The organism is Paenisporosarcina sp. NPDC076907 (assembly GCF_050269735.1).
In the GTDB taxonomy this organism is placed as follows: Bacteria; Bacillota; Bacilli; order Bacillales_A; family Planococcaceae; genus Paenisporosarcina.
Genome location: NZ_JBNNIX010000002.1, coordinates 613,549 through 633,624 on the forward strand (window position 1 = coordinate 613,549; position 20,076 = coordinate 633,624).

The 20,076-nt window shown below is 39.9% G+C and carries 18 protein-coding genes; 1 reads left to right on the forward strand and 17 read right to left on the reverse strand.

Annotated elements, in window-relative coordinates:
- Position 1: 1 nt before the first annotated feature.
- The 11 genes from coaE to citZ all read right to left on the reverse strand — a co-directional run bounded on the left by coaE (position 2) and on the right by citZ (position 13,076).
- Positions 2-592, reverse strand: a complete 591-nt coding sequence (coaE, locus tag ACQKEV_RS10800; protein ID WP_427445129.1) for a dephospho-CoA kinase — start codon at positions 590-592, stop codon at positions 2-4.
- Between the two features lie 15 nt (positions 593-607).
- Entirely contained in the window at positions 608-1,480 is an 873-nt protein-coding gene (gene mutM, locus ACQKEV_RS10805) for a bifunctional DNA-formamidopyrimidine glycosylase/DNA-(apurinic or apyrimidinic site) lyase (RefSeq protein ID WP_427445126.1), read from the reverse strand.
- A 12-nt stretch (positions 1,481-1,492) separates the two neighbouring features.
- Complete coding sequence (gene polA / locus ACQKEV_RS10810) at positions 1,493-4,117, reverse strand: DNA polymerase I (protein WP_427445123.1); 2,625 nt, start codon at positions 4,115-4,117, stop codon at positions 1,493-1,495.
- Positions 4,118-4,381: 264 nt separating this feature from the next.
- The gene (hflC, locus tag ACQKEV_RS10815; RefSeq protein WP_427445120.1) at positions 4,382-5,365 is read right to left on the reverse strand and encodes a protease modulator HflC; all 984 of its coding nucleotides are present in this window, start codon (positions 5,363-5,365) and stop codon (positions 4,382-4,384) included.
- Complete coding sequence (hflK, locus tag ACQKEV_RS10820) at positions 5,365-6,324, reverse strand: FtsH protease activity modulator HflK (RefSeq protein WP_427445118.1); 960 nt, start codon at positions 6,322-6,324, stop codon at positions 5,365-5,367. The genes hflC and hflK overlap by 1 nt, the downstream gene beginning before the upstream one ends.
- A gap of 262 nt (positions 6,325-6,586) precedes the next feature.
- Complete coding sequence (gene pnpS, locus ACQKEV_RS10825) at positions 6,587-8,131, reverse strand: two-component system histidine kinase PnpS (RefSeq protein WP_427445115.1); 1,545 nt, start codon at positions 8,129-8,131, stop codon at positions 6,587-6,589.
- Complete coding sequence (locus ACQKEV_RS10830; RefSeq protein WP_427445113.1) at positions 8,128-8,841, reverse strand: response regulator transcription factor; 714 nt, start codon at positions 8,839-8,841, stop codon at positions 8,128-8,130. Before ACQKEV_RS10830 ends, pnpS begins: the two co-directional genes overlap by 4 nt.
- Before the next feature lie 54 nt (positions 8,842-8,895).
- Positions 8,896-9,372 carry a MaoC/PaaZ C-terminal domain-containing protein gene (locus ACQKEV_RS10835; protein WP_424472676.1) on the reverse strand — a complete coding sequence of 159 codons (477 nt, stop codon included), beginning with the start codon at positions 9,370-9,372 and terminating at the stop codon, positions 8,896-8,898.
- Positions 9,373-9,481: 109 nt separating this feature from the next.
- The gene (gene mdh, locus ACQKEV_RS10840) at positions 9,482-10,420 is read right to left on the reverse strand and encodes a malate dehydrogenase (protein ID WP_427445109.1); all 939 of its coding nucleotides are present in this window, start codon (positions 10,418-10,420) and stop codon (positions 9,482-9,484) included.
- A gap of 138 nt (positions 10,421-10,558) precedes the next feature.
- Entirely contained in the window at positions 10,559-11,827 is a 1,269-nt protein-coding gene (gene icd, locus ACQKEV_RS10845) for an NADP-dependent isocitrate dehydrogenase (RefSeq protein WP_427445106.1), read from the reverse strand.
- 133 nt (positions 11,828-11,960) lie between these two features.
- Positions 11,961-13,076 (reverse strand): citrate synthase, encoded by a 1,116-nt coding sequence (gene citZ / locus ACQKEV_RS10850; RefSeq protein WP_427445104.1) that lies wholly within the window; start codon positions 13,074-13,076, stop codon positions 11,961-11,963.
- Positions 13,077-13,339: 263 nt separating this feature from the next.
- On the opposite strand from citZ, the gene ACQKEV_RS10855 reads away from it, so the two are divergent.
- Entirely contained in the window at positions 13,340-14,299 is a 960-nt protein-coding gene (locus tag ACQKEV_RS10855; protein ID WP_427445101.1) for an AI-2E family transporter, read from the forward strand.
- On the opposite strand, the gene ACQKEV_RS10860 is transcribed toward ACQKEV_RS10855, so the two are convergent.
- The 6 genes from ACQKEV_RS10860 to ACQKEV_RS10885 all read right to left on the reverse strand — a co-directional run bounded on the left by ACQKEV_RS10860 (position 14,286) and on the right by ACQKEV_RS10885 (position 20,063).
- Positions 14,286-14,669: an FxsA family protein gene (locus tag ACQKEV_RS10860; protein ID WP_427445098.1), complete on the reverse strand. Its 384-nt coding sequence runs from the start codon at positions 14,667-14,669 to the stop codon at positions 14,286-14,288. The genes ACQKEV_RS10855 and ACQKEV_RS10860 overlap by 14 nt on opposite strands.
- A gap of 98 nt (positions 14,670-14,767) precedes the next feature.
- On the reverse strand, positions 14,768-16,528 hold the full coding sequence (pyk, locus tag ACQKEV_RS10865) for a pyruvate kinase (protein ID WP_427445095.1): 1,761 nt from the start codon (positions 16,526-16,528) through the stop codon (positions 14,768-14,770).
- A gap of 20 nt (positions 16,529-16,548) precedes the next feature.
- Complete coding sequence (gene pfkA, locus ACQKEV_RS10870) at positions 16,549-17,508, reverse strand: 6-phosphofructokinase (protein ID WP_427445092.1); 960 nt, start codon at positions 17,506-17,508, stop codon at positions 16,549-16,551.
- Between the two features lie 95 nt (positions 17,509-17,603).
- The gene (gene accA, locus ACQKEV_RS10875; protein WP_427445090.1) at positions 17,604-18,557 is read right to left on the reverse strand and encodes an acetyl-CoA carboxylase carboxyl transferase subunit alpha; all 954 of its coding nucleotides are present in this window, start codon (positions 18,555-18,557) and stop codon (positions 17,604-17,606) included.
- Position 18,558: 1 nt separating this feature from the next.
- A complete protein-coding gene (gene accD / locus ACQKEV_RS10880; RefSeq protein WP_427445088.1) occupies positions 18,559-19,419 on the reverse strand; it encodes an acetyl-CoA carboxylase, carboxyltransferase subunit beta in 861 nt (286 codons plus the stop codon).
- Positions 19,416-20,063, reverse strand: coding sequence for a FadR/GntR family transcriptional regulator (locus ACQKEV_RS10885; protein ID WP_427445085.1), 648 nt, complete (start codon positions 20,061-20,063; stop codon positions 19,416-19,418). Before ACQKEV_RS10885 ends, accD begins: the two co-directional genes overlap by 4 nt.
- Positions 20,064-20,076: the final 13 nt, after the last annotated feature.

Sequence of the window (20,076 nt, forward strand, 5' to 3'; positions counted from 1 at the left end):
ATTATACGTCCCACTCAACTAGTATACGCTCTAATTGAACTTTGGATTGTTCGATTGACCCATTATTATATATAACTGCATCGGCACCTTTTTCTTTTTCTGAAATTGGTAATTGCGATCGAATTCTTGCCTTTGATTCTTCCTCAGACAAAGAATTACGCTGCATCAGACGTTGCAACTGCATTTCTTCAGTGACAGATACCACCAATATTTTATCCACAAAATGTTGAAGGTGACTTTCAAAAAGAAGTGGAATATCCATAATCAACGTTTCTTCCCCACGTTCAAAAAGCTCATCTCTTTGACGAAGCATCTCCGCACGAATAGCCGGGTGCATCAAATCGTTCAGTTGCTTTCGTTTTGCCGGTTCATGAAATATGAGTTGGCCAAGCGCTTCACGATTCAATGTGCCATCCTTATTCATTACTTGATCACCAAATACGTGCTCAATTTCTGACAAGGTTGATGTTCCAGGTTCGACTACAAGACGGGCTACAAGATCAGCATCAATAATCGGATAGCCTTTTTCTTTCAACATCGCTGATATGGTACTTTTTCCACTCGCAATACTTCCTGTTAATCCAATAATCATCAATTGTTCATCCTTTTATCGTTGACAGGAAGGACAATACCATGAGTTTCGTCCTCCGAGCACAACTTGTTTTGTAGGAATCAAGCAAGCAGGGCATTGTTTCTTTCCATACATTTGCAATCGATCCTGCATGCCCCCTGCTTCCCCATTAATATTTCGATAATCTGAAATGGAGCTTCCACCAGCAGATATGCTTTCGTTCAACACATCGACAATCATTTGAAACAAAGGGATCAGCCGCTTCTGACTGATCCTTTTCACTTTCCTTCCCGGGTGTATATGCATACGATATAACGCTTCAGTTGCATAAATGTTTCCGCAACCGGAAATTACTTGTCCATCCATGATCGTTTCTTTAATGGACTTATTTTGATACTTTGCGAGCTTGGACATTTCTATAAAATGAGTTAAAGCTGACTCTGTAAAAGGTTCAGGTGCCATTAACAATAATGGAGGAAATTGATCCTCTGAAGTCATTAACCGCATTTCACCGAATCTCCGAATGTCTGCATAGACGAGCAACATGCCGTCATCCAATTTCCAGATGACATGAATATGTTTTCTGAACTTGTCTTCCGCAATGTCAGCTGTTTCCTGCACATAAAACCATGCACCGGTCATTCCGAGATGTGTAACTAATAAAAGTTCCTGTTGATTTTTAACTAAATGAAAATAAATATATTTGGACCTTCTGACAATTTGAGTGATTTTGGCATTTGCCAGTTGCTGCTTGAATGGTTCAAGCTCTGAGCCTTTAATGATCGCTTGCTTACCCGCTTGTCGAGAAATTTGAAGAACGGATGAGATTTCCACATGTTCAATGGTTTTCCCTGTTGCTACGGGCTTAAGGGAGTTAACAACTCCCTCCACTTCAGGTAGTTCAGGCATTTTTTTGCCCCCTTACTTCGTATCGTACCAAGTCGGACCAAACGCATAATCCACTTTTAGTGGCACTTTTAATTCAATCGCGTGTTCCATTACTTCAGGTACAATTTTTTCTAAAATCGCAATTTCTTCTTGAGGTGCTTCAAAAATTAATTCATCATGCACTTGGAGAAGCATTTTTGCTTGTAAATTTTCTTTTTCCAGGCGGTCCGCCATATCAATCATGGCTTTTTTGATGATATCAGCTGCACTACCTTGAATAGGTGTATTCATCGCTGTGCGCTCAGCAAAACCACGCAAGTTGAAATTGGAGCTCGTAATATCCGGTAAGTATCTTCTTCTATTTAAAATAGTTGTGACAAACCCTTTTTGCTTCGCCTCGCGGACAATCTCATCCATATACGTTTTTACACCTGGGAAGCTTTCAAGATATCGCTCGATAAACTCTGCCGCTTCTTTACGTGAAATCGACAAGCTTTGAGAAAGTCCATAATCACTGATCCCATAAACAATCCCGAAGTTAACAGCTTTTGCTGCTCGACGCATATCTGAAGTCACAGCATCTGCCTCCACATGGAAAACATCCATTGCTGTTTTAGTATGAATGTCCAAATCATTACGGAATGCTTCAATCAGCTCTTCATCATCGGACATATGTGCTAAAACCCGTAGTTCGATTTGAGAGTAATCAGCCGCAAATAAAATCCAATCCGGTTGGGACGGAACAAATGCTTTTCTGATTTTCCGGCCTTCTTCCAAACGCACCGGTATGTTCTGCAAGTTCGGATTCGTAGAACTCAAACGACCCGTTTGCGTCAGTGCTTGCTGGTATCTTGTATGGATTTTACCGTCATCTTTGTGAATTTCTTTTAACAATCCTTCAATATAAGTTGATTGCAATTTGCCCAACTGACGATATATAAGAATATGTGAGATGACTTCATGTTTACCTTCCAATTTTTCTAAAACGTCAGCGGCTGTCGAATAGCCCGTTTTCGTTTTTTTGATAGGAGGAAGTCCGAGTTTTTCAAACAAAATTACACCTAATTGTTTCGGCGAATTGATATTGAAGTTTTCACCTGCGGCATGATAAATGGTTTGTTCAATTTCTGTTAACTTCCCAGCCAAATCCTCACCAATGTCCACAAGTGTTTGACGGTCAACATTCACGCCATCTGATTCCATCTTCCCGAGAATTGTTGCCAGTGGTAACTCCAGATCATGGTAAAGTTCATATTGCTCGTTTTCTTTCAGTTTATCGTCCATCACTTTACGCAGTTTCCAAACTGCCATTGCTTTTCGGACGACATGTTCGCCAAGCTCCGCGTCAGCTGGAACCGATTTTTTGGCACCTTTGCCATACACTTGTTCATTTGTCAGCACTTCACTATATCCAAACTCCCGTGATAACACAGCGACATCGTCCGAAGTAATTCCTGGATTCACGATATAGGCAGCCAGTACAAAGTCGAATTCAACACCATCGAGCAATACACCATTGCGATGGAATGCAGCCAGTGCAGCTTTAGAATCTACCAGCTGTTTCTTTTTAGACTCGTCTGCCAGCCACGTACGGAATGATTCACAAGCAAACGCATCATCCACTTTCATGAAAAAAGCATTTTTGTCATCGACAAGTGCAACACCCAACATATCTGCTGTATGATACTGCTCGTCATATAATTCCAAGTGAACGGCCATTTCGTCTGAAAGTTGCTCTGCAGTAATTTCGTTTAAGTGAGTGAATGAAACTTCCGCTTTTGTCTCTTCCACTTGTGAATAGGTCGTTTTCTCAAGTAAAGATTTGAAGGCGAGTTCCTGCCAAATTTTAATGACTTCGTCCATATCAGGACCTTTATAAGTCAAATCATCCATAGAGATAGTGATTGGTGCTTTTGTTTCAATCGTTGCCAATACCTTACTCATTTTAGCCTGTTCTTCATTAGCCTCTAGTTTTTCTTTTAATTTCCCTTTGATTTGCTCAAGTCCTTCATAAACGCCATCTACCGTTTTATGTTCAAGTAATAGTTTGATGGCTGTCTTTTCTCCTACACCAGGAACTCCTGGTATATTATCGGATGCGTCTCCCATCAAACCTTTCATATCGATGATTTGATCTGGAGATAGACCATACTTCTCCTGAATGTGCTCAGGCGTATATTTCTCGATATCCGTCATACCTTTACGCGTAATATAAACTGTTGTCGATTCAGAAGAAAGCTGCGTAAGATCTTTATCTCCTGACACAATGATGACTTCTTCCCCTTTTTCTTCAGCCTGTTTACTCAAAGTTCCGATAATGTCATCCGCTTCATACATTGGAAGCTCGTATTGAGGGATTTGGTAGGCGGTCAACAGCTTACGAAGGTATGGGAACTGTTCAGAAAGCTCTGGCGGCGTTTTTTGACGACCACCTTTATATTCTCCGAAAGTTGTATGTCTGAACGTGGTTTTCCCAGCGTCAAACGCCACCAGCATATGCGTCGGTTGTTCTTCATCTAATATTTTTTGTAGCATCATTGTAAAACCATATACCGAATTTGTGTGAATCCCATGTTCATTCGTCAGTAATGGGAGCGCGAAAAATGCCCGATACGCTAAGCTATTTCCATCTAGTAATAATACTTTGTTTTTGCTCACAGATTTTCCACTCCTCTACGTTATAAAAAAACGTCATCTTCCTTCATTTTACCATGTAGGTAAGATGAAAGGAAAATGACGCACATATGTTTCAAAGAGTTATCAGCAGTTCATTGCATTGACGCGATTCTTTTTTCGCTTGGTCTTACTCTTGGTTGTAATAATCGACGTTGACGTAGGAAAAATCGATGTTCACGTAGGAAAATTTGGCGTTGACGTTGTAAAAGCATCATTTGGCCTGTTAAAAACGCTTCTTTAAGCTTTTTATTCTAGATATCCTGAAAGGATTTTTGCATAAGGAGAATCCGATGGCAAAATAATCATTGTGTCCTCACCTATTGTTTTCTTGTACGATTCCAAAGTTCGATACAAGGCATAAAATTCAGGGTCTTTTGAAAAAGATTGATTATAAATCTTGGCAGCTTCCGATTCCCCTGAGGCCGCAATTATAGATGCTTCTTTTTGTGCGATTGCCACCATTTCCTGTACTTTGCGGTCAGTAGACGCCTCAATCGTCCTCTTATCGGCATCCCCTTCTGACAAGTACTTCTGCGCAATGGATTGACGTTCCGAAATCATACGTGTGTAGACGGATTGTTCATTTTCAGGTGGAAGGTCCGTACGTTTCATGCGGACATCGATTACTTCCACTCCGTAATTATCCTCCTTCAGCAACTCGTTGACGCGAGCAGTTACACGGTCATTCAAGCTACCTCTCGACGTATTCTCATCATTGATAATTTCATCATAGTTCAGCTGACCTAGTTCACTTCGAACGACAGAATAAATGAATTCTTCCATACGTGCTTCAGCGTTTAATAAGGTCCCCGCATTCGTGATCATCGCTTTAGGCTGCGTAATGCGCCAAACGGCATAATTATCGATAATAATCCGCTTTTTGTCCTTTGTGTTAATTTCAGCTTCGGAAACATTATAAGTCATTTGATATCGGGGTAAAGAAGAGACACTTTGGACAAATGGGATTTTCATATAAATACCCGGCTCGTCTCGCAAATCAACCACTTCACCAAATTGGCGAACCACACGGTATTCATTTTCTTTCACCACGTAGACATTGGCTAACAAAATAATCAGTGTCGCAAACACGATTGTTAATGTAATGATGGCTTTCATATGTTTCTTAAGATTTAACGGTTCGCGTGTTTTCGGTATTTTGTTTTTATTTTTGAATTGTTCATTGAACTTTTGTTCCAGACTTGCGAAAGGATTTGGATTGTTTTGATCCATTAATTGCCGCCTCCTTGCTCAGTTGTGACTCCTGGAACTTGTGAAGGTTGTTGTAACGGTAAATACTTCACTGTCTCGCCTGAGTCATTCATAATATAAATTTGAGCATTCGGAAGGACCGATTCCAAGGTCTCTATCACTAAACGTTGTCTAGTAATCTCCTGATTGTTCCGATACTCAGCATAAAGTTTATCGAATACAGCGACTTCCCCACGCGCTTGCTCAATACGTGCTGTACGTTGACCTTCAGCACGAGATTTAATGGCAGCAATTTCACCAATTGCTTCGCTTTCACGTTGATTTTGATATTTCTTCGCTTCGTTCGTTTTTGTATTTTTCGTTTCACGCGCATCTGTTACTGCCGTAAAAGCGGAACGTACTTCTGCATTAGGCAATTCCACATCTTGCAGCTTTACACCTAATATCGAAATACCAATATCGTATTTTTCGATAAGAGTAGCTAGTAAATCTCGTGTTTGTGCTTCAATATCCGCTTTTCCAGATGTCAGAGCTTCGTCAATCAATGAACTGCCGATAATGGAGCGGATAGATGCCGAAGTGGCATCATGCAGAATTTCTTGTGGCGCCTCTGCATTGAATAAATACTTTCCAGGGTCAGTGATTTTCCATTGGACAACTAAATCCGTTAATACAATGTTTTCATCCCCTGTAATCATCTTAGTTTCGTTATCGAAAGAAACGATTTCTCCATCTGCCGATTGCTTATAACCAAATTGCAGACTGAATGTTTCTTTCGAAAGAATTTCCACTTTCTGCATTGGCCAAGGCAATTTGAAATGCAAACCGGAATCCAAAATAGGTTCCTCGGCTTTCCCAAAAGTTATAACGACTGCCTGCTCTGATTCATCCACTGTGTACCATGAAGTAAATAAGACAATAAGTGCTATGATTCCTGTCAAAGCCAAAGCTGTCGTCGTTAAAATGCGCTTCACACTCATTTATATATCCCTCTTTCCTAATCTCTCTTTATTTCTACGGCTATCTTCATATTAAGTTTCAAAAAGTTACTTTTCACTTAGCATCTCTCAGACAGAGCGACGTCGCTTAACTATTAAAACTTAGAGAATCATTATTATAATACATGAAAAAAGAACCCTTGAATAAAGGATTCTTTTTCCTGCCAAATGCGGTTGTAGGGGGTTTCATAAGTATCTTATCAAAGCACTGTGAACCCTCTGTGAAGAGCGTGTAAAGAACATGTTAAGATGACTGTTTTTTCGGAATGAGAATTTTAAATTGTGTCCCTTTCCCAGGCTCGCTTTCTACAAAAATTCGTCCATGATGTGCTTCGATTAGATGCTTCACGATCGCAAGACCTAGCCCCGTCCCACCAGAATTTCGACTTCTCGCACGATCAATGCGATAGAATCGTTCAAAAATACGGGGAATTTCTTTTTTATCCATCCCGATCCCTTCGTCTCGGATAATAATGATTCCATGAGTTTCACTTTCATGAAGGGACAAATAAACAGATGTGTTTTCTGGTGAATAGGTAATGGCGTTTGTCAGTAAATTCATGACCACTTGAATTAGTCGGTTCATGTCTCCATCCACTATAACGTCACGGTTCAGATTCGAGATAAACGTCATGTCTTTTTCACCTAGACGAGGACTCGTCATTTCTGCCGCACGCTTCATAACCTCACGCAGACTTGTTTTGGCAAACTCTACAGAAAAGCCATGTTGTTCAATTTTCGAAAGTTCAAGTAAGTCCTGGATTAACATTTGCAGACGATTACTTTCTTTGTGGATTATTTCTAAAAACGAATGCAAGGTCTTTTCATCTTTCATCGCACCATCCAGCAATGTTTCAGAAAATCCTTTTATCGATGTAATAGGCGTACGAAGTTCGTGGGAAACATTTGCAACAAAATCTTTCCTGATTTGCTCAAGTCGCACAAGGTCAGAGATATCGTGCATCACAAAGACAACTCCGAGCCAACGTCCATGTTCACCAATTACGGGCGCTCCATATACTTCCATATGGTGGATTTCTTGCTGTATGACGATGGTCATTTGCGTTCGAGCGGAAGATTCCATTAAAAATACGTAATCAATGAACTTTTTCAATTCTTCCGGTAACCCTACACTTTTGAATAATTTATCCTGAACATCCTGTGCGCTGAATTCAAACTGATCCACAAAGGTTTTATTGACGATACTGATTTTCCCGTCACGGTCAATCATCATCAAGGCACTGCCCATATTTTCAATAAGTGTTTTTAATCGTTCTTTTTCCATTTCACGCACTTTGAACAATTCCTGCAAATTCCTCGCTAAGACATTGATTGAAGTGCTAAGTTGCGCCGTAGTTGACGTGTCGTCCTCATAGGCTCTCGCTCGATAATTGCCTTTAGCAAGTTCTATGGCTACTTCGGTTACATTGTCGATTGGTTGTGCGTAGCGCTTTGTTAATCGATACGTAAATAGGATAGCGATGACAAATGCACCAAGCAAAACAATTACAATTGTTTTCCAAAGTTGTTTACGGGTATCGATAAAGTCGCTACCTGTGCGATCATTTGAAAGAACGTCTGTAATTTCAGCCTTTTGGTTGTCGTTGATTTCCACATTCGATTGTTCAACAATCTGTGAAATTTCCTCCACTTTTTCAACCGCATTTGACCTTACTGATTCTTCCACATAAACAGGAAAAAGCTGACTTATGATAATACCCAAGCCAGCTAAAATCGTTCCTACCAGTAACGTAAAGGATAAGACTATTTTTCCTTGGAGCGACTTCATACTTTTTTTGGCTCCTCGAATTTGTACCCGAGCCCCCGAATGGTCTTAATGAAAATCGGTTTACGGCTGTTGTCTTCAATTTTATCCCGTAAATGACTGATATGAACGTCAACGATGCGGGTATCACCTGCAAAGTCATAATTCCAGACAGCACTTAATAATTGGTCACGTGTCAGAACTCGATTCTTATTTTCCATCAGGTAGACGAGCAATTCGAATTCTTTCGGTGTAAAGTCCAAAGTTTCCTCACGTAAAAACACTTCAAACCGTTCTGGATAAACGCGTAATGGACCAAATTCGAAACCTTGATCTTGTTCTTTTACAGGCACTTCTTCAACAGACGCGGTAAACCTTCTCAAAACGGCTTTTACGCGTGCAGTTACTTCCCTTGGGCTGAATGGCTTCGTCATATAATCGTCTGCGCCTAATTCAAGTCCCAGTACTTTATCAAACTCGTCATCTTTTGCTGTCAGCATGATGATCGGTGTATTAATTTTTTGAAGACGCAAGGCTTTGCAAACTTCCATGCCATCCATTTTGGGCAACATTAAATCAAGTATTATCAAATCAGGTTTTTTCTCTAAAACTGCGTCATAGCCTTCCTGTCCATCACTGGCTGTTTCCACAATAAAACCTGCTTGCTCCAAATTATACTGAAGTAAAGTTGCAATTGAACTTTCATCATCGACTACGAGAATTTTCTTTGACATGATTTTTGCCTCCACCTTCGATTTAAAACCCCCATCTTAAACCGAAAGAGCTATTTAGAAATTATCCATGGCTTGAGATGTTAATTTGTTTTCCAATCTTGGAGGTGTCGAAGTAATTTTACCTACAATCACCGTTTCACCATCTTCATTCGTTGCATTTACTTCTATTTCCACTAAGTTTTTCTCGACATTTACAGAAACCACTTGCAGTAAGAAATCAATTGTTGCGTAATGGTATACAGGTTTTGGGAATGATAATTGTTGTTCAACAATATGTGAACCTGGACCAGGCAAATACTTGGAAACGGCCGAGGTAACAATTCCCGTTAACATAATTGCGGGAACAATCGGTTTTTCATAAACTGTTTGTGAAGCAAAATCATGTTGAATGTATAATGGATTTCCATCATTTGTTAAACCTAAATATAGTAGTAAATCTTTATCTTCGATTTTTTCTGTCAGCTTTAACTTTTCTCCAACTGACATTTCTTCCACTTTTCTTCCGAGTTTGCGTTTCTTGCCTAATAACATCAGATGTCCCCCTCTGTTTGTGTTATCTCTACAATTATATAGTATCAATACCCATGAAAAAAATCGAGCGGGGATTTCCCGCTCGATTGATGTTCGAAGCTTTTTATCCTTACGCAAGGATATCCATAACGTTTCGGACAGAAGCGGCTGATTTTTCTAACTCCGCTTTTTCCGATTCCGTTAAATCAAGTTCGATAATTTGTTCAATTCCACCAGCGCCTAAAATTGTCGGTACACCAAGGTAGATACCTTTTAAGCCATATTCGCCTTCGAGGTAAGCAATCGAAGGCAATACACGACGTTGATCTTTTAGGATTGCTTCAGCCATTTCAACGATAGAAGCTGCTGGTGCGTAGTATGCTGATCCATTTCCAAGAAGGTTAACGATTTCTGCTCCACCTTTACGAGTGCGTTCCACGATTTCAGCTAAACGATCTGCTGGAATCAGTGTTTCCAATGGAATTCCTCCAGCGTAAGAGTAGCGAACCAATGGAACCATGTCGTCACCGTGGCCTCCAAGAACAAAACCTGTGATGTCTTTAACAGACAAGTTTAATTCCTGTGCTACGAATGTACGGAAACGTGCAGAATCAAGTACACCTGATTGACCGATTACTCGCTCTTTAGGGAAACCAGATTCTTTATATACTGTGTATGTCATTGCATCAACGGGATTTGTCAAAACAATGATTGTTGTGTTTGGAGAATGTTTAACGATTTCACCTGTAACGCTTTTCATTACTTTTTGGTTTGTTTGAACCAAATCGTCACGGCTCATACCAGGCTTACGAGCAATACCAGCAGTGATGATTACGATATCCGAGTCTTTCGTATCTTCATAGTTAGAAGTACCAATTATGTTTGCATCAAATCCTTGAACAGGACCTGCTTCCAACATATCTAACGCCTTCCCTTTAGTCGGGTTTTCCATTTGTGGAATATCAACTAATACTACGTCCCCCAGTTCTTTTTGAGCTAGAAGAAATGCTGTTGTTGCACCTGTAAATCCGGAACCGATTACTGAAATCTTTTTACGTTTCAATGTCATCAGAAAACTCTCCCTTTGTTCGTATGTAAAGAGGGTCGAAACCCTCTCTCTGAAAAAAGTATTCGTTTTACTAATTGCCTATGTGACGAGTTAGCCCATTTGTAAGGTCGAACTTACGCAGACTTCCACGCTTTTTTATTAAAGATTTTTGATTAGTTCGTTAGCGAACTCAGAACATTTCACTTCAGTAGCACCATCCATTAAACGAGCGAAGTCATAAGTTACAACTTTAGATGAAATTGTTTTTTCCATAGAGTCCATAACTAATTTAGCCGCTTCGTTCCATCCAAGGTGTTCAAGCATTAATACACCAGAAAGGATTACTGAAGATGGGTTTACTTTATCAAGACCTGCGTATTTAGGAGCTGTACCGTGAGTAGCTTCGAAAATAGCATGGCCAGTCAAGTAGTTAATGTTTGCTCCTGGAGCAATACCAATACCACCAACTTGTGCAGCAAGTGCATCAGAAATGTAGTCACCGTTCAAGTTCATTGTTGCAACAACATCAAATTCACTTGGACGAGTCAAGATTTGTTGTAAGAAGATATCAGCGATTGAATCTTTCACAAGAATTTTACCAGCAGCTAATGCTTCTTCTTGTGCTTTGTTCGCAGCTTCTGTACCTTGATCTGCTTTAATTTGATCATATTGGTTCCATGTGAACGTTTTATCAGCGAACTCTTGTTCAGCAACTTCGTAGCCCCAAGTTTTGAAAGCTCCTTCAGTGAACTTCATGATGTTCCCTTTGTGAACAAGTGTTAATGATTCACGGCCTTCTTTGATGATGTAGTTTAATGCAGCACGCACTAAACGCTTCGTTCCTTCTTCAGATACTGGTTTGATCCCGATACCAGAAGTTTCAGGGAAACGGATATTTTTTGTACCCATTTCATTTTGTAAGAACTCAATGATTTTTTTAACTTCATCAGAACCTTTTGCGAACTCGATACCTGCGTAGATATCTTCTGTGTTTTCACGGAAAATAACCATATCTGTATCTTCTGGACGTTTTACCGGTGAAGGTACTCCGTCAAAATAACGTACTGGACGTAGGCAAGTGTATAGATCCAATTCTTGACGTAATGCAACGTTTAAAGAACGAATTCCGCCACCAACTGGTGTTGTAAGAGGTCCTTTGATTGCGATTAGGTATTCACGAATTAGGTCTAAAGTTTCTTCTGGTAACCATTCACCAGTTTGGTCGAATGCTTTTTGTCCAGCCAATACTTCTTTCCAGACGATTGATTTTTCACCGTTATAAGCTTTTTCTACTGCTGCTTCCAATACACGTTCAGATGCTGCCCAGATATCAGGACCGATTCCGTCACCTTCGATATAAGGAATGATTGGGTTGTTAGGTACGTTTAAAACACCATTTTCAACTGTAATTTTGCCACCGTTTGTCATAATAATTTTCCTCCTATAGGCATAATCATAGGGCTAGTACTTTTTAAAGTGCTATTCACAAAGAAGCTCGAATGCCACTTCTGAACGCAACCTCTATATAAAGTACAGCCCTACATATGTGTAATTTTAAAAATTAACGCTCGTTCACTGGTACATATTTTTGCATACCAGGCCCTATATAATCAGCACGTGGACGGATTAGACGGTTATTAGAATATTGTTCTAAAATGTGAGCTAACCAGCCTGAAACACGTGATACAGCAAAGATTGGTGTAAATAAGTCATGATCGATTTTCAATGAATGGTAAACAGACGCTGAATAGAAATCAACATTTGGTGGAAGATTTTTTTGACCTGATACAATATCGTCAATTTTAATGGACATTTCGTACCATTTTTCTTCTCCACGAAGTTTTGTTAACTTTTGAGACATTTCACGTAAGTGTTTCGCACGTGGATCACCTTTGCGATATACGCGGTGGCCGAAGCCCATGATTTTTTCTTTGTTTGCAAGTTTCTCGTTGATATATGAATCAACATTTTCAACTGACTCAATTTCCATCAGCATTTTCATTACTTGCTCGTTCGCTCCACCATGTAGAGGTCCTTTAAGAGCACCAAGCGCTGCAACAACACCAGAATATACATCTGAAAGTGTAGCAACACAAACGCGAGCTGTAAATGTTGAAGCATTTAATTCATGGTCAGCATGCAGTACTAATGCTTTGTTGAAAGCTTCTTCTTCGATTGCTTCAGGTTCTTCGCCATTAAGCATGTACAAGAAGTTAGCTGCAAAACTTAAGTCACTCTTAGGAGCGATTGGTTCTTGTCCTTTGCGAACACGAGCAAATGCTGTTACTAAAGTCGACATTTTTGCCTGAAGCTGAATAGCTTTCAAGTAGTTAGCCTCTTCAGACATATCTTCTGCTTTTTCATCATACAATCCAAGCATAGATACAGCTGTACGAAGAGCTGTCATTGGATGAACTTGATCAATTGGATATGTTTTAAAATGGTTTAATACCTCTTGTGGTACAGCCATATTATCTGCTAATTGTTGTTTAAGTTCAGCTAATTCTTCTGCTTTTGGCAGGCGTTGATGCCAAAGCAAGTAAATTACTTCCTCGAAACTTGCGTGATCTGCCAAGTCATCAATATCATAGCCAACGTATGTAAGAGTATCATCAATGATTGAACTGATAGCTGATTGAGTAGCTACTACTCCTTCAAGACCTTTTGTAGATGTCATGTATATCGCTCCTTCTTCTTTTTGAAATTCATCGTTCCACACAAAAAAACGCAGAATGATGGCTCATCTGCTCAATATGAACCTTTTATTTAAATCGCTTACATTGACATTATAATCAATTTTGACTTCTTTGTGAATGAAAACGCTCGATTTTCGAAAACTTTCGCAAAATTCATGATATCTTGTCGCAAAGCAGAAATATTCTGTCTAAACGATGTAATACCCATCTAACATACAATAACAAAAGTTTTGGAGGTGAAAAAGTGTATGAAAACATAGTAGCATTTATAAAGAAATGGGTGCCTGTAGCGCTCATATTACTCATTACCTGGCTGATTTATCCTGTTACTATTGCCATATTACTCGCTTATTTTCTACACCCTATTGTAAAGTGGATACATAAAATTACCCGTTTACCACGCTGGATAGCCGTTTTGTTATTTGAAAGTGCCTTGCTTGGATCAATTATCTTGGGTTGTACACTGATGATAAGAGAACTTCTTGAAATACTCTATCCCTTTAGATTTCACTTGGAAGAACTTCAAGTACTGATGAAGGCTAATAGAACAAACTGGCAATCAGTTATTGAAGCTTTATCGATGGTCAGTGAAAACTTATTGAAAAAAATATCTTTATTTATTCAGCATCTTCCAGCTCAATTTGTAGAAACCTTTGTATTTTTAGTAGCACTGTTTTTTGCTTTACAAGAATCATTAAAATCCAGAACCTGGTTCTTCATCTATATCCCCTCCAAGACGAGACAAACCATCAAGCCATTGTTTTTAAAAGCAACAAAGCTATTTGAAAAATTTACGATTGTGGAGATTAAGTTATTCCTTATGACCTTCGCCCAATTAATGATCGGGTTTTATGTACTGGATTTTTCGTCTCCAATCGGACTAGCCTTCTTAATATCTTTTGCTGACTTAATGCCATTTTTAGGGACAGGCATAATTTTAATCCCGATGGCTGCTTTCTTCATATTAACGAAGCAAACGACCCTCGGGATTATCATTCTCTTACTCTATACATTTATATTGTTGACACGTCAATTATTCGAGTCTTACTTGTGGGCAAATACCATGCACATACGAGCCGTTCATGTATTTTTCATCAGTGCATGTTCTTTACTGCTTTTCGGCATTCCAGGCATTTTGCTAAGTCCTTTTCTGCTGCTCGCAGCCGTTCATTTTAGTAAACATCATTGGTTTACATCACAATAATTTGCCCTTTTTTCATTTTGGACCGAATCCATTTATAAACGATTGGCTTAAATAACTGTCTTGTCGGTGAAAACAAAAACAAAAATCCAAACAAATCTGTAACAAATCCAGGAGATAATAACAAAAGTCCACCGGCAAAGACGAATAAAGCATTGACCATCGCATCACCTGGGGCCTGAAAATTCTTCATTTGCATTTGAACGTCCCGAATCGCTTTTAAACCTTGTTTTTTGGCAAGAAACGCTCCTAGTATTCCAGTGCTGAGAATAATGATGATGGTAGGAATTAAACCAAATGTTTTACCAGACCATAACAAAAGCGCAATTTCCAAAGCGGGAACTACAATAAAGATTAATGCCAACCATTTCATTTCGAACATCCCCTTTATTTTTCTATCTTCAAAATAAACAATATGAAAAAAATGGCCCCAACACTCCAGTGTTGAGGCTTTTTTTATGAAAGGTTTACTTAAAGAACGCTCGCATGTCCATGATAGATGACACCAGATTCAGCATCCATCGTGACATCCTGACCGCTTACAATCAATTTCGTAACATCTTTAACTCCAACGATTACTGGAATCCCAAGACTCAAGCCTACTACAGCCGCATGACTTGTTAAGCCACCTTCTTCCGTAATAAGCCCTGCACATTTTTGAATGGCCGGCATCATATCCCGGTCAGAACCAATGGTTACGATAATAGAATCAGTTGTATCGATATTCTCTAAGTCATAAGCATTATTGGCAACGACAGTCTTTCCGAATGCAACCGATTTTCCAATACCTTGCCCTTTTGCAACGATATCGCCAATCACGTGAACTTTCATCAAGTTCGTCGTACCAGCTTCACCAACTGGTACACCAGCCGTAATTATGACAAGATCACCATGCTTAACATAATTATGTTTTAAACTTTCTTCTACTGAAAGATCCAGAATTTCATCTGTTGAACCTACTTTTTCTCCGACGATCGGATAAACACCCCAAACTAGGGTCAATTTACGTGAAGGTCGTTCAGTTGAAGTGACAGCAATGATTGATGCGCCTTGACGATACTTTGAAATCATTTTCGCAGTATGTCCACTTTCAGTAGGAGCGATAATCGCTTTTGCTTTTAAGTTGATAGATGTATGAGCAACTGCTTGACCAATCGCATCTGTCATTGTGACTTCTTTGCTTTTACTCTTTGCAGAAACGATTGCACGGTAATCCAATGCATCTTCCGTACGAATTGCAATTTTATCCATTGTTTTTACAGATTCAACAGGATACATTCCAGCTGCTGTTTCACCTGAAAGCATGATTGCATCTGTACCATCAAAGATTGCGTTTGCTACATCACTCGCTTCGGCACGGGTCGGACGTGGATTACGTTGCATAGAGTCCAACATCTGTGTTGCAGTTATGACAGGTTTGCCCGCTTCATTACATTTACCGATTAAGCTTTTTTGGACCAATGGCACTTCTTCGGCAGGAATTTCTACTCCTAGATCCCCACGAGCGACCATTAAGCCATCTGATACCAACAGGATGTCATCAATATTATCGACACCTTCCTGGTTCTCGATTTTCGGGATAATTTGAATATGCCCACCATCATTTTTCTCGAGCAATTCACGAATTTCCATGACATCTTTTGCACGACGTACAAATGAAGCAGCAATAAAATCTACGTCCTGCTCAATCCCAAATAATATATCCTGTGCATCTTTGTCCGTCATCCCTGGCAGTTGCACGGAAACACCTGGTACATTTACGCCTTTTTTGTTTTTCAACGTTCCAGCATTATAGACAACTGTATGAATCAAACCTTCAGTTAAATCTACATTGGAAACACGAAGTTCGATTAATCCATCATCCAATAAAATGACAGAGCCTTCACTTACATCTTCAATCAAACGGTCATACGAGATTGAAAACATATCTTTCGTCCCTAAAACTTCAGTCATGGAAATTGCTAACGCTTGACCTGACTCCAATTCAATGGCATCGTTTTCCATTTGATGCGTGCGGATTTCTGGACCTTTTGTATCCAAAAGAATACCGACGATTTTCCCGGTTTTTTTAGATGCTTCACGAATACGTTTAATGCGTTCTCCGTGTTCCTCATGATTTCCATGTGAAAAGTTCAAGCGAGCGACATTCATCCCTGCTTCGATTAATTTTTCAAGCATTTCTGGTGATTCACTGGCAGGGCCAATTGTACATACGATTTTTGTTTTTCTCATTTTTATATCCTCTCCATACACTAAATGGCTAATTCTTTTGATAATTTATACATAGTTAAATCCGCTTCATGCTTTCCATCGAAAGCCTCAGTCATTGAATAGTCTACCACTTGATGATTGCGCATGCCAATGGCAAGTCCACCTTGACCTTCCATTAACTTCTCAACAGCCCTTGCACCGAATAGACTCGCTAATACACGGTCCCTTGCTGAAGGAGTGCCTCCTCGCTGGATATGTCCGAGAACAGAAACACGTGTTTCAATTTGGGCATGCTCTTTCAATAGGTCTGCAAATTGATTGGCATTCATAACACCCTCAGAGACAATGATAATGCTATGTTTTTTCCCACGTTCATGACCACTGCGAAGTCTTGATAAAATGTCTTCCAAATCAAATGGTTCTTCCGGAATCACGATAGTTTCAGCTCCACCTGCCAAACCTGCCCACAAAGCCAAATCGCCTGCATCCCTGCCCATGACTTCAATAATAAAAGTTCGTTCATGTGATGTTGCCGTATCACGGATTTTATCAATTGCTTCTATGACAGTATTTAGTGCTGTGTCGAAGCCAATTGTGAAATCCGTACCTGGAATGTCATTATCGATGGTGCCTGGCACCCCGATACAAGGAAAACCTTTAGATGTTAAAGCCATTGCACCACGATAAGAACCATCGCCTCCAATGACGACTAGACCTTCAATCCCATGTTTTTTCATTTGTTCAATCGCTTTTAATTGCCCTTCTTCGGTTTTAAATTCCAGGCATCGGGCAGAGTGTAACTTCGTACCGCCTCTTTGAATAATATCCCCAACTGAACCCAAGTCCAATGGGACAATTTTCCCGTCAATTAAACCTTGGTAACCATTATAGATCCCCATTACTTCCATTTCATGATAAATCGCTTTTCTGACAACTGCACGTAAAGCTGCATTCATCCCCGGTGCATCTCCACCACTAGTTAAAACACCTATTTTTTTCAATTGGATGTTCCTCCTTTGCCAATCCCTATATTCACATTACCATGTTTGATCGCTTATTGTCAGTGAAAAAAAACAAGGATGCGGCATACGCATCCTCATTCTGCAAATTCCCCAATAGATTTAAACTTCTCATAACGATTGTTCACCAATTCTTCTTTACTCATTTTGCTGAGTGTATCGATTGAACGTTGCAATGCTTCTTTCATATAGATGGCTTGTTGCTTTGTATCGCGATGAGCTCCTCCAGTGGCTTCTTGAATGATTTCATCTACAATGCCCATTTGCTTTAAGTCTGGTGCGGTAATTTTCATCGCTTCTGCAGCTTGTTGTGCGAGTGATGAATCTTTCCATAAAATCGATGCTGCTCCTTCTGGTGAAATTACAGAGTATGTGGAGTTTTCCAGCATATGAACGTGGTTGGCAACGCCTAGAGCAAGTGCCCCACCACTTCCACCTTCACCTATTACCACACTGATGACAGGAACTTTGAGACCAGCCATTTCAACAAGGTTTCGGGCAATCGCTTCACTCTGTCCACGCTCTTCAGCAGCTTTCCCAGGATAAGCTCCTTTTGTATCAATAAAACAGACAATCGCACGATTGAACTTTTCAGCTTGTTTCATCAATCGTAATGCTTTGCGGTAACCTTCAGGATGTGGCATCCCAAAATTGCGACGAATATTTTCTTTCGTATCTTTGCCCCGTTGATGGCCAATTATTGTTATCGGGCAACCATTGAATGCAGCGATACCACCAACTATGGCTTCATCATCTCCATACGAACGGTCACCGTGAAGCTCAATAAAGTCTGTAAATATTTCACGAATGTAATCAAGTGTCGTTGGACGTTCTGGATGTCTCGCAACTTGAACACGGTCCCAAGGTTGCATATTGTCATAAATATCTGTTTCCAGTTTTTGAAGACGATCTTCTAATTGTTGAATTTCTGTCGATAAATCAACGTCAGCATTAGAAGTGAAGTCTTTTAACTCAGTAATTTTATCACGTAACTGAATAACTGGTTCTTCAAAAGGAAGAGTTTTCACCATATTAGTTGCCTCCTTTCGAATGAAGCTTCACAAGTGTAGATACGGTTTCTTTCATCGAAGAACGGTGTACGACCGCATCCAGCTGTCCATGTGCCAATAAAAACTCGGCCGTCTGGAAGTTTTCCGGTAGTTTTTCCCGTACAGTTTGTTCAATAACGCGTCTGCCTGCAAAGCCAATTAATGCTTTTGGTTCAGCTAAATTGATATCACCAATTGAGGCGAAACTTGCTGAAACTCCTCCTGTCGTAGGATGGGTCAGAATTGAAATAAATAGTTGTCCTCTTTCACTGTGGCGATTTAGTGCCACGCTTGTTTTCGCCATTTGCATTAGCGAAAGCACTCCTTCTTGCATGCGTGCTCCACCGCTGGCTGTGAAAATAATGAAAGGAACTTCTTGCTTCGTCGCTTCTTCAACGGCGCGGGTAATTTTTTCACCAACCACAGACCCCATCGACCCCATGCGGAAATGGGCATCCATAATAGCTACCACGACTTTGCGTCCATTTAGTAATCCAGTTCCAGTCAGGACCGCTTCATTTAATCCGGTTTTCGCACTATCTGACTTAATTTTATCCGTATATCCTGGGAAATTAAGTGGATTAACAGTACTTAAATGATCGTCCATCGATTCAAATGTGCCCTCATCCATAAAAATAGACACACGTTCATGTGCCGTCATTTTGTAATGATGATCACAAGCCGGACAAACTTTTTTGTTTTTGATTAAGTCTTTCGTTAAACCGATATGTTTACATTCCGGACATTTTGTCATTATGCCTTCTGGAACATCTGTTTTTGATGCATTTGATGGAATCGTCGCGTATTTATTTTTACGATTTCTTGAAAAGATTTCTCGTATCATGTGGTCTCTCTCCCTTGTGTTAACCATTTAGTCCAAGCGGTATATGAGCGAATCGCCAGTTCAATTTCTCCATCCATAATGGCTGTCAATAATTGTTGAATAGCATGGTTTTCTTCAGTTTCCGAGTGTCCTTGGTATGGTTCTTCTCCATATTGTTTTAAAAGAAACCACATTTTCAGTGACAATCGATTGTTACTCGATATCAGAATTTCTCGAATCAAATCTTCTCTTACAATGGTTCCTTCTTCTTGTAATTGCTTGAGTAAACTCGCCCATACGGGAAGTTGATTGAGGGATGTAGATCCTGCCACAATGCGGATGGCTTCTTTTTCGTGGATTTCACGTGTGATATGTACATCTTCTATCGTTTTCGTATCTTGTAGAATAAAAGTTGATAATACTTCGACTAATTTGTGCTTGCGAAAATCTGTGAGAAACGTACCTTCTCCACGTTTAGTTTCAATTAGGCCTAAAAGTTCCAGACTGCGCAGTGCTTCCCGAACGGTCGATCTCCCTACTTGAAGTCGCTCCGCTAATTCACGTTCAGATGGAAGTTTCCCTCCTGGTCGTATGTTTTCCGATTGAATAAGAAGTCGAAGTTCACGAACAATTTGCAAATACATTTTTGTCGTTTGATTTGTCATAGCACGCCTCGAC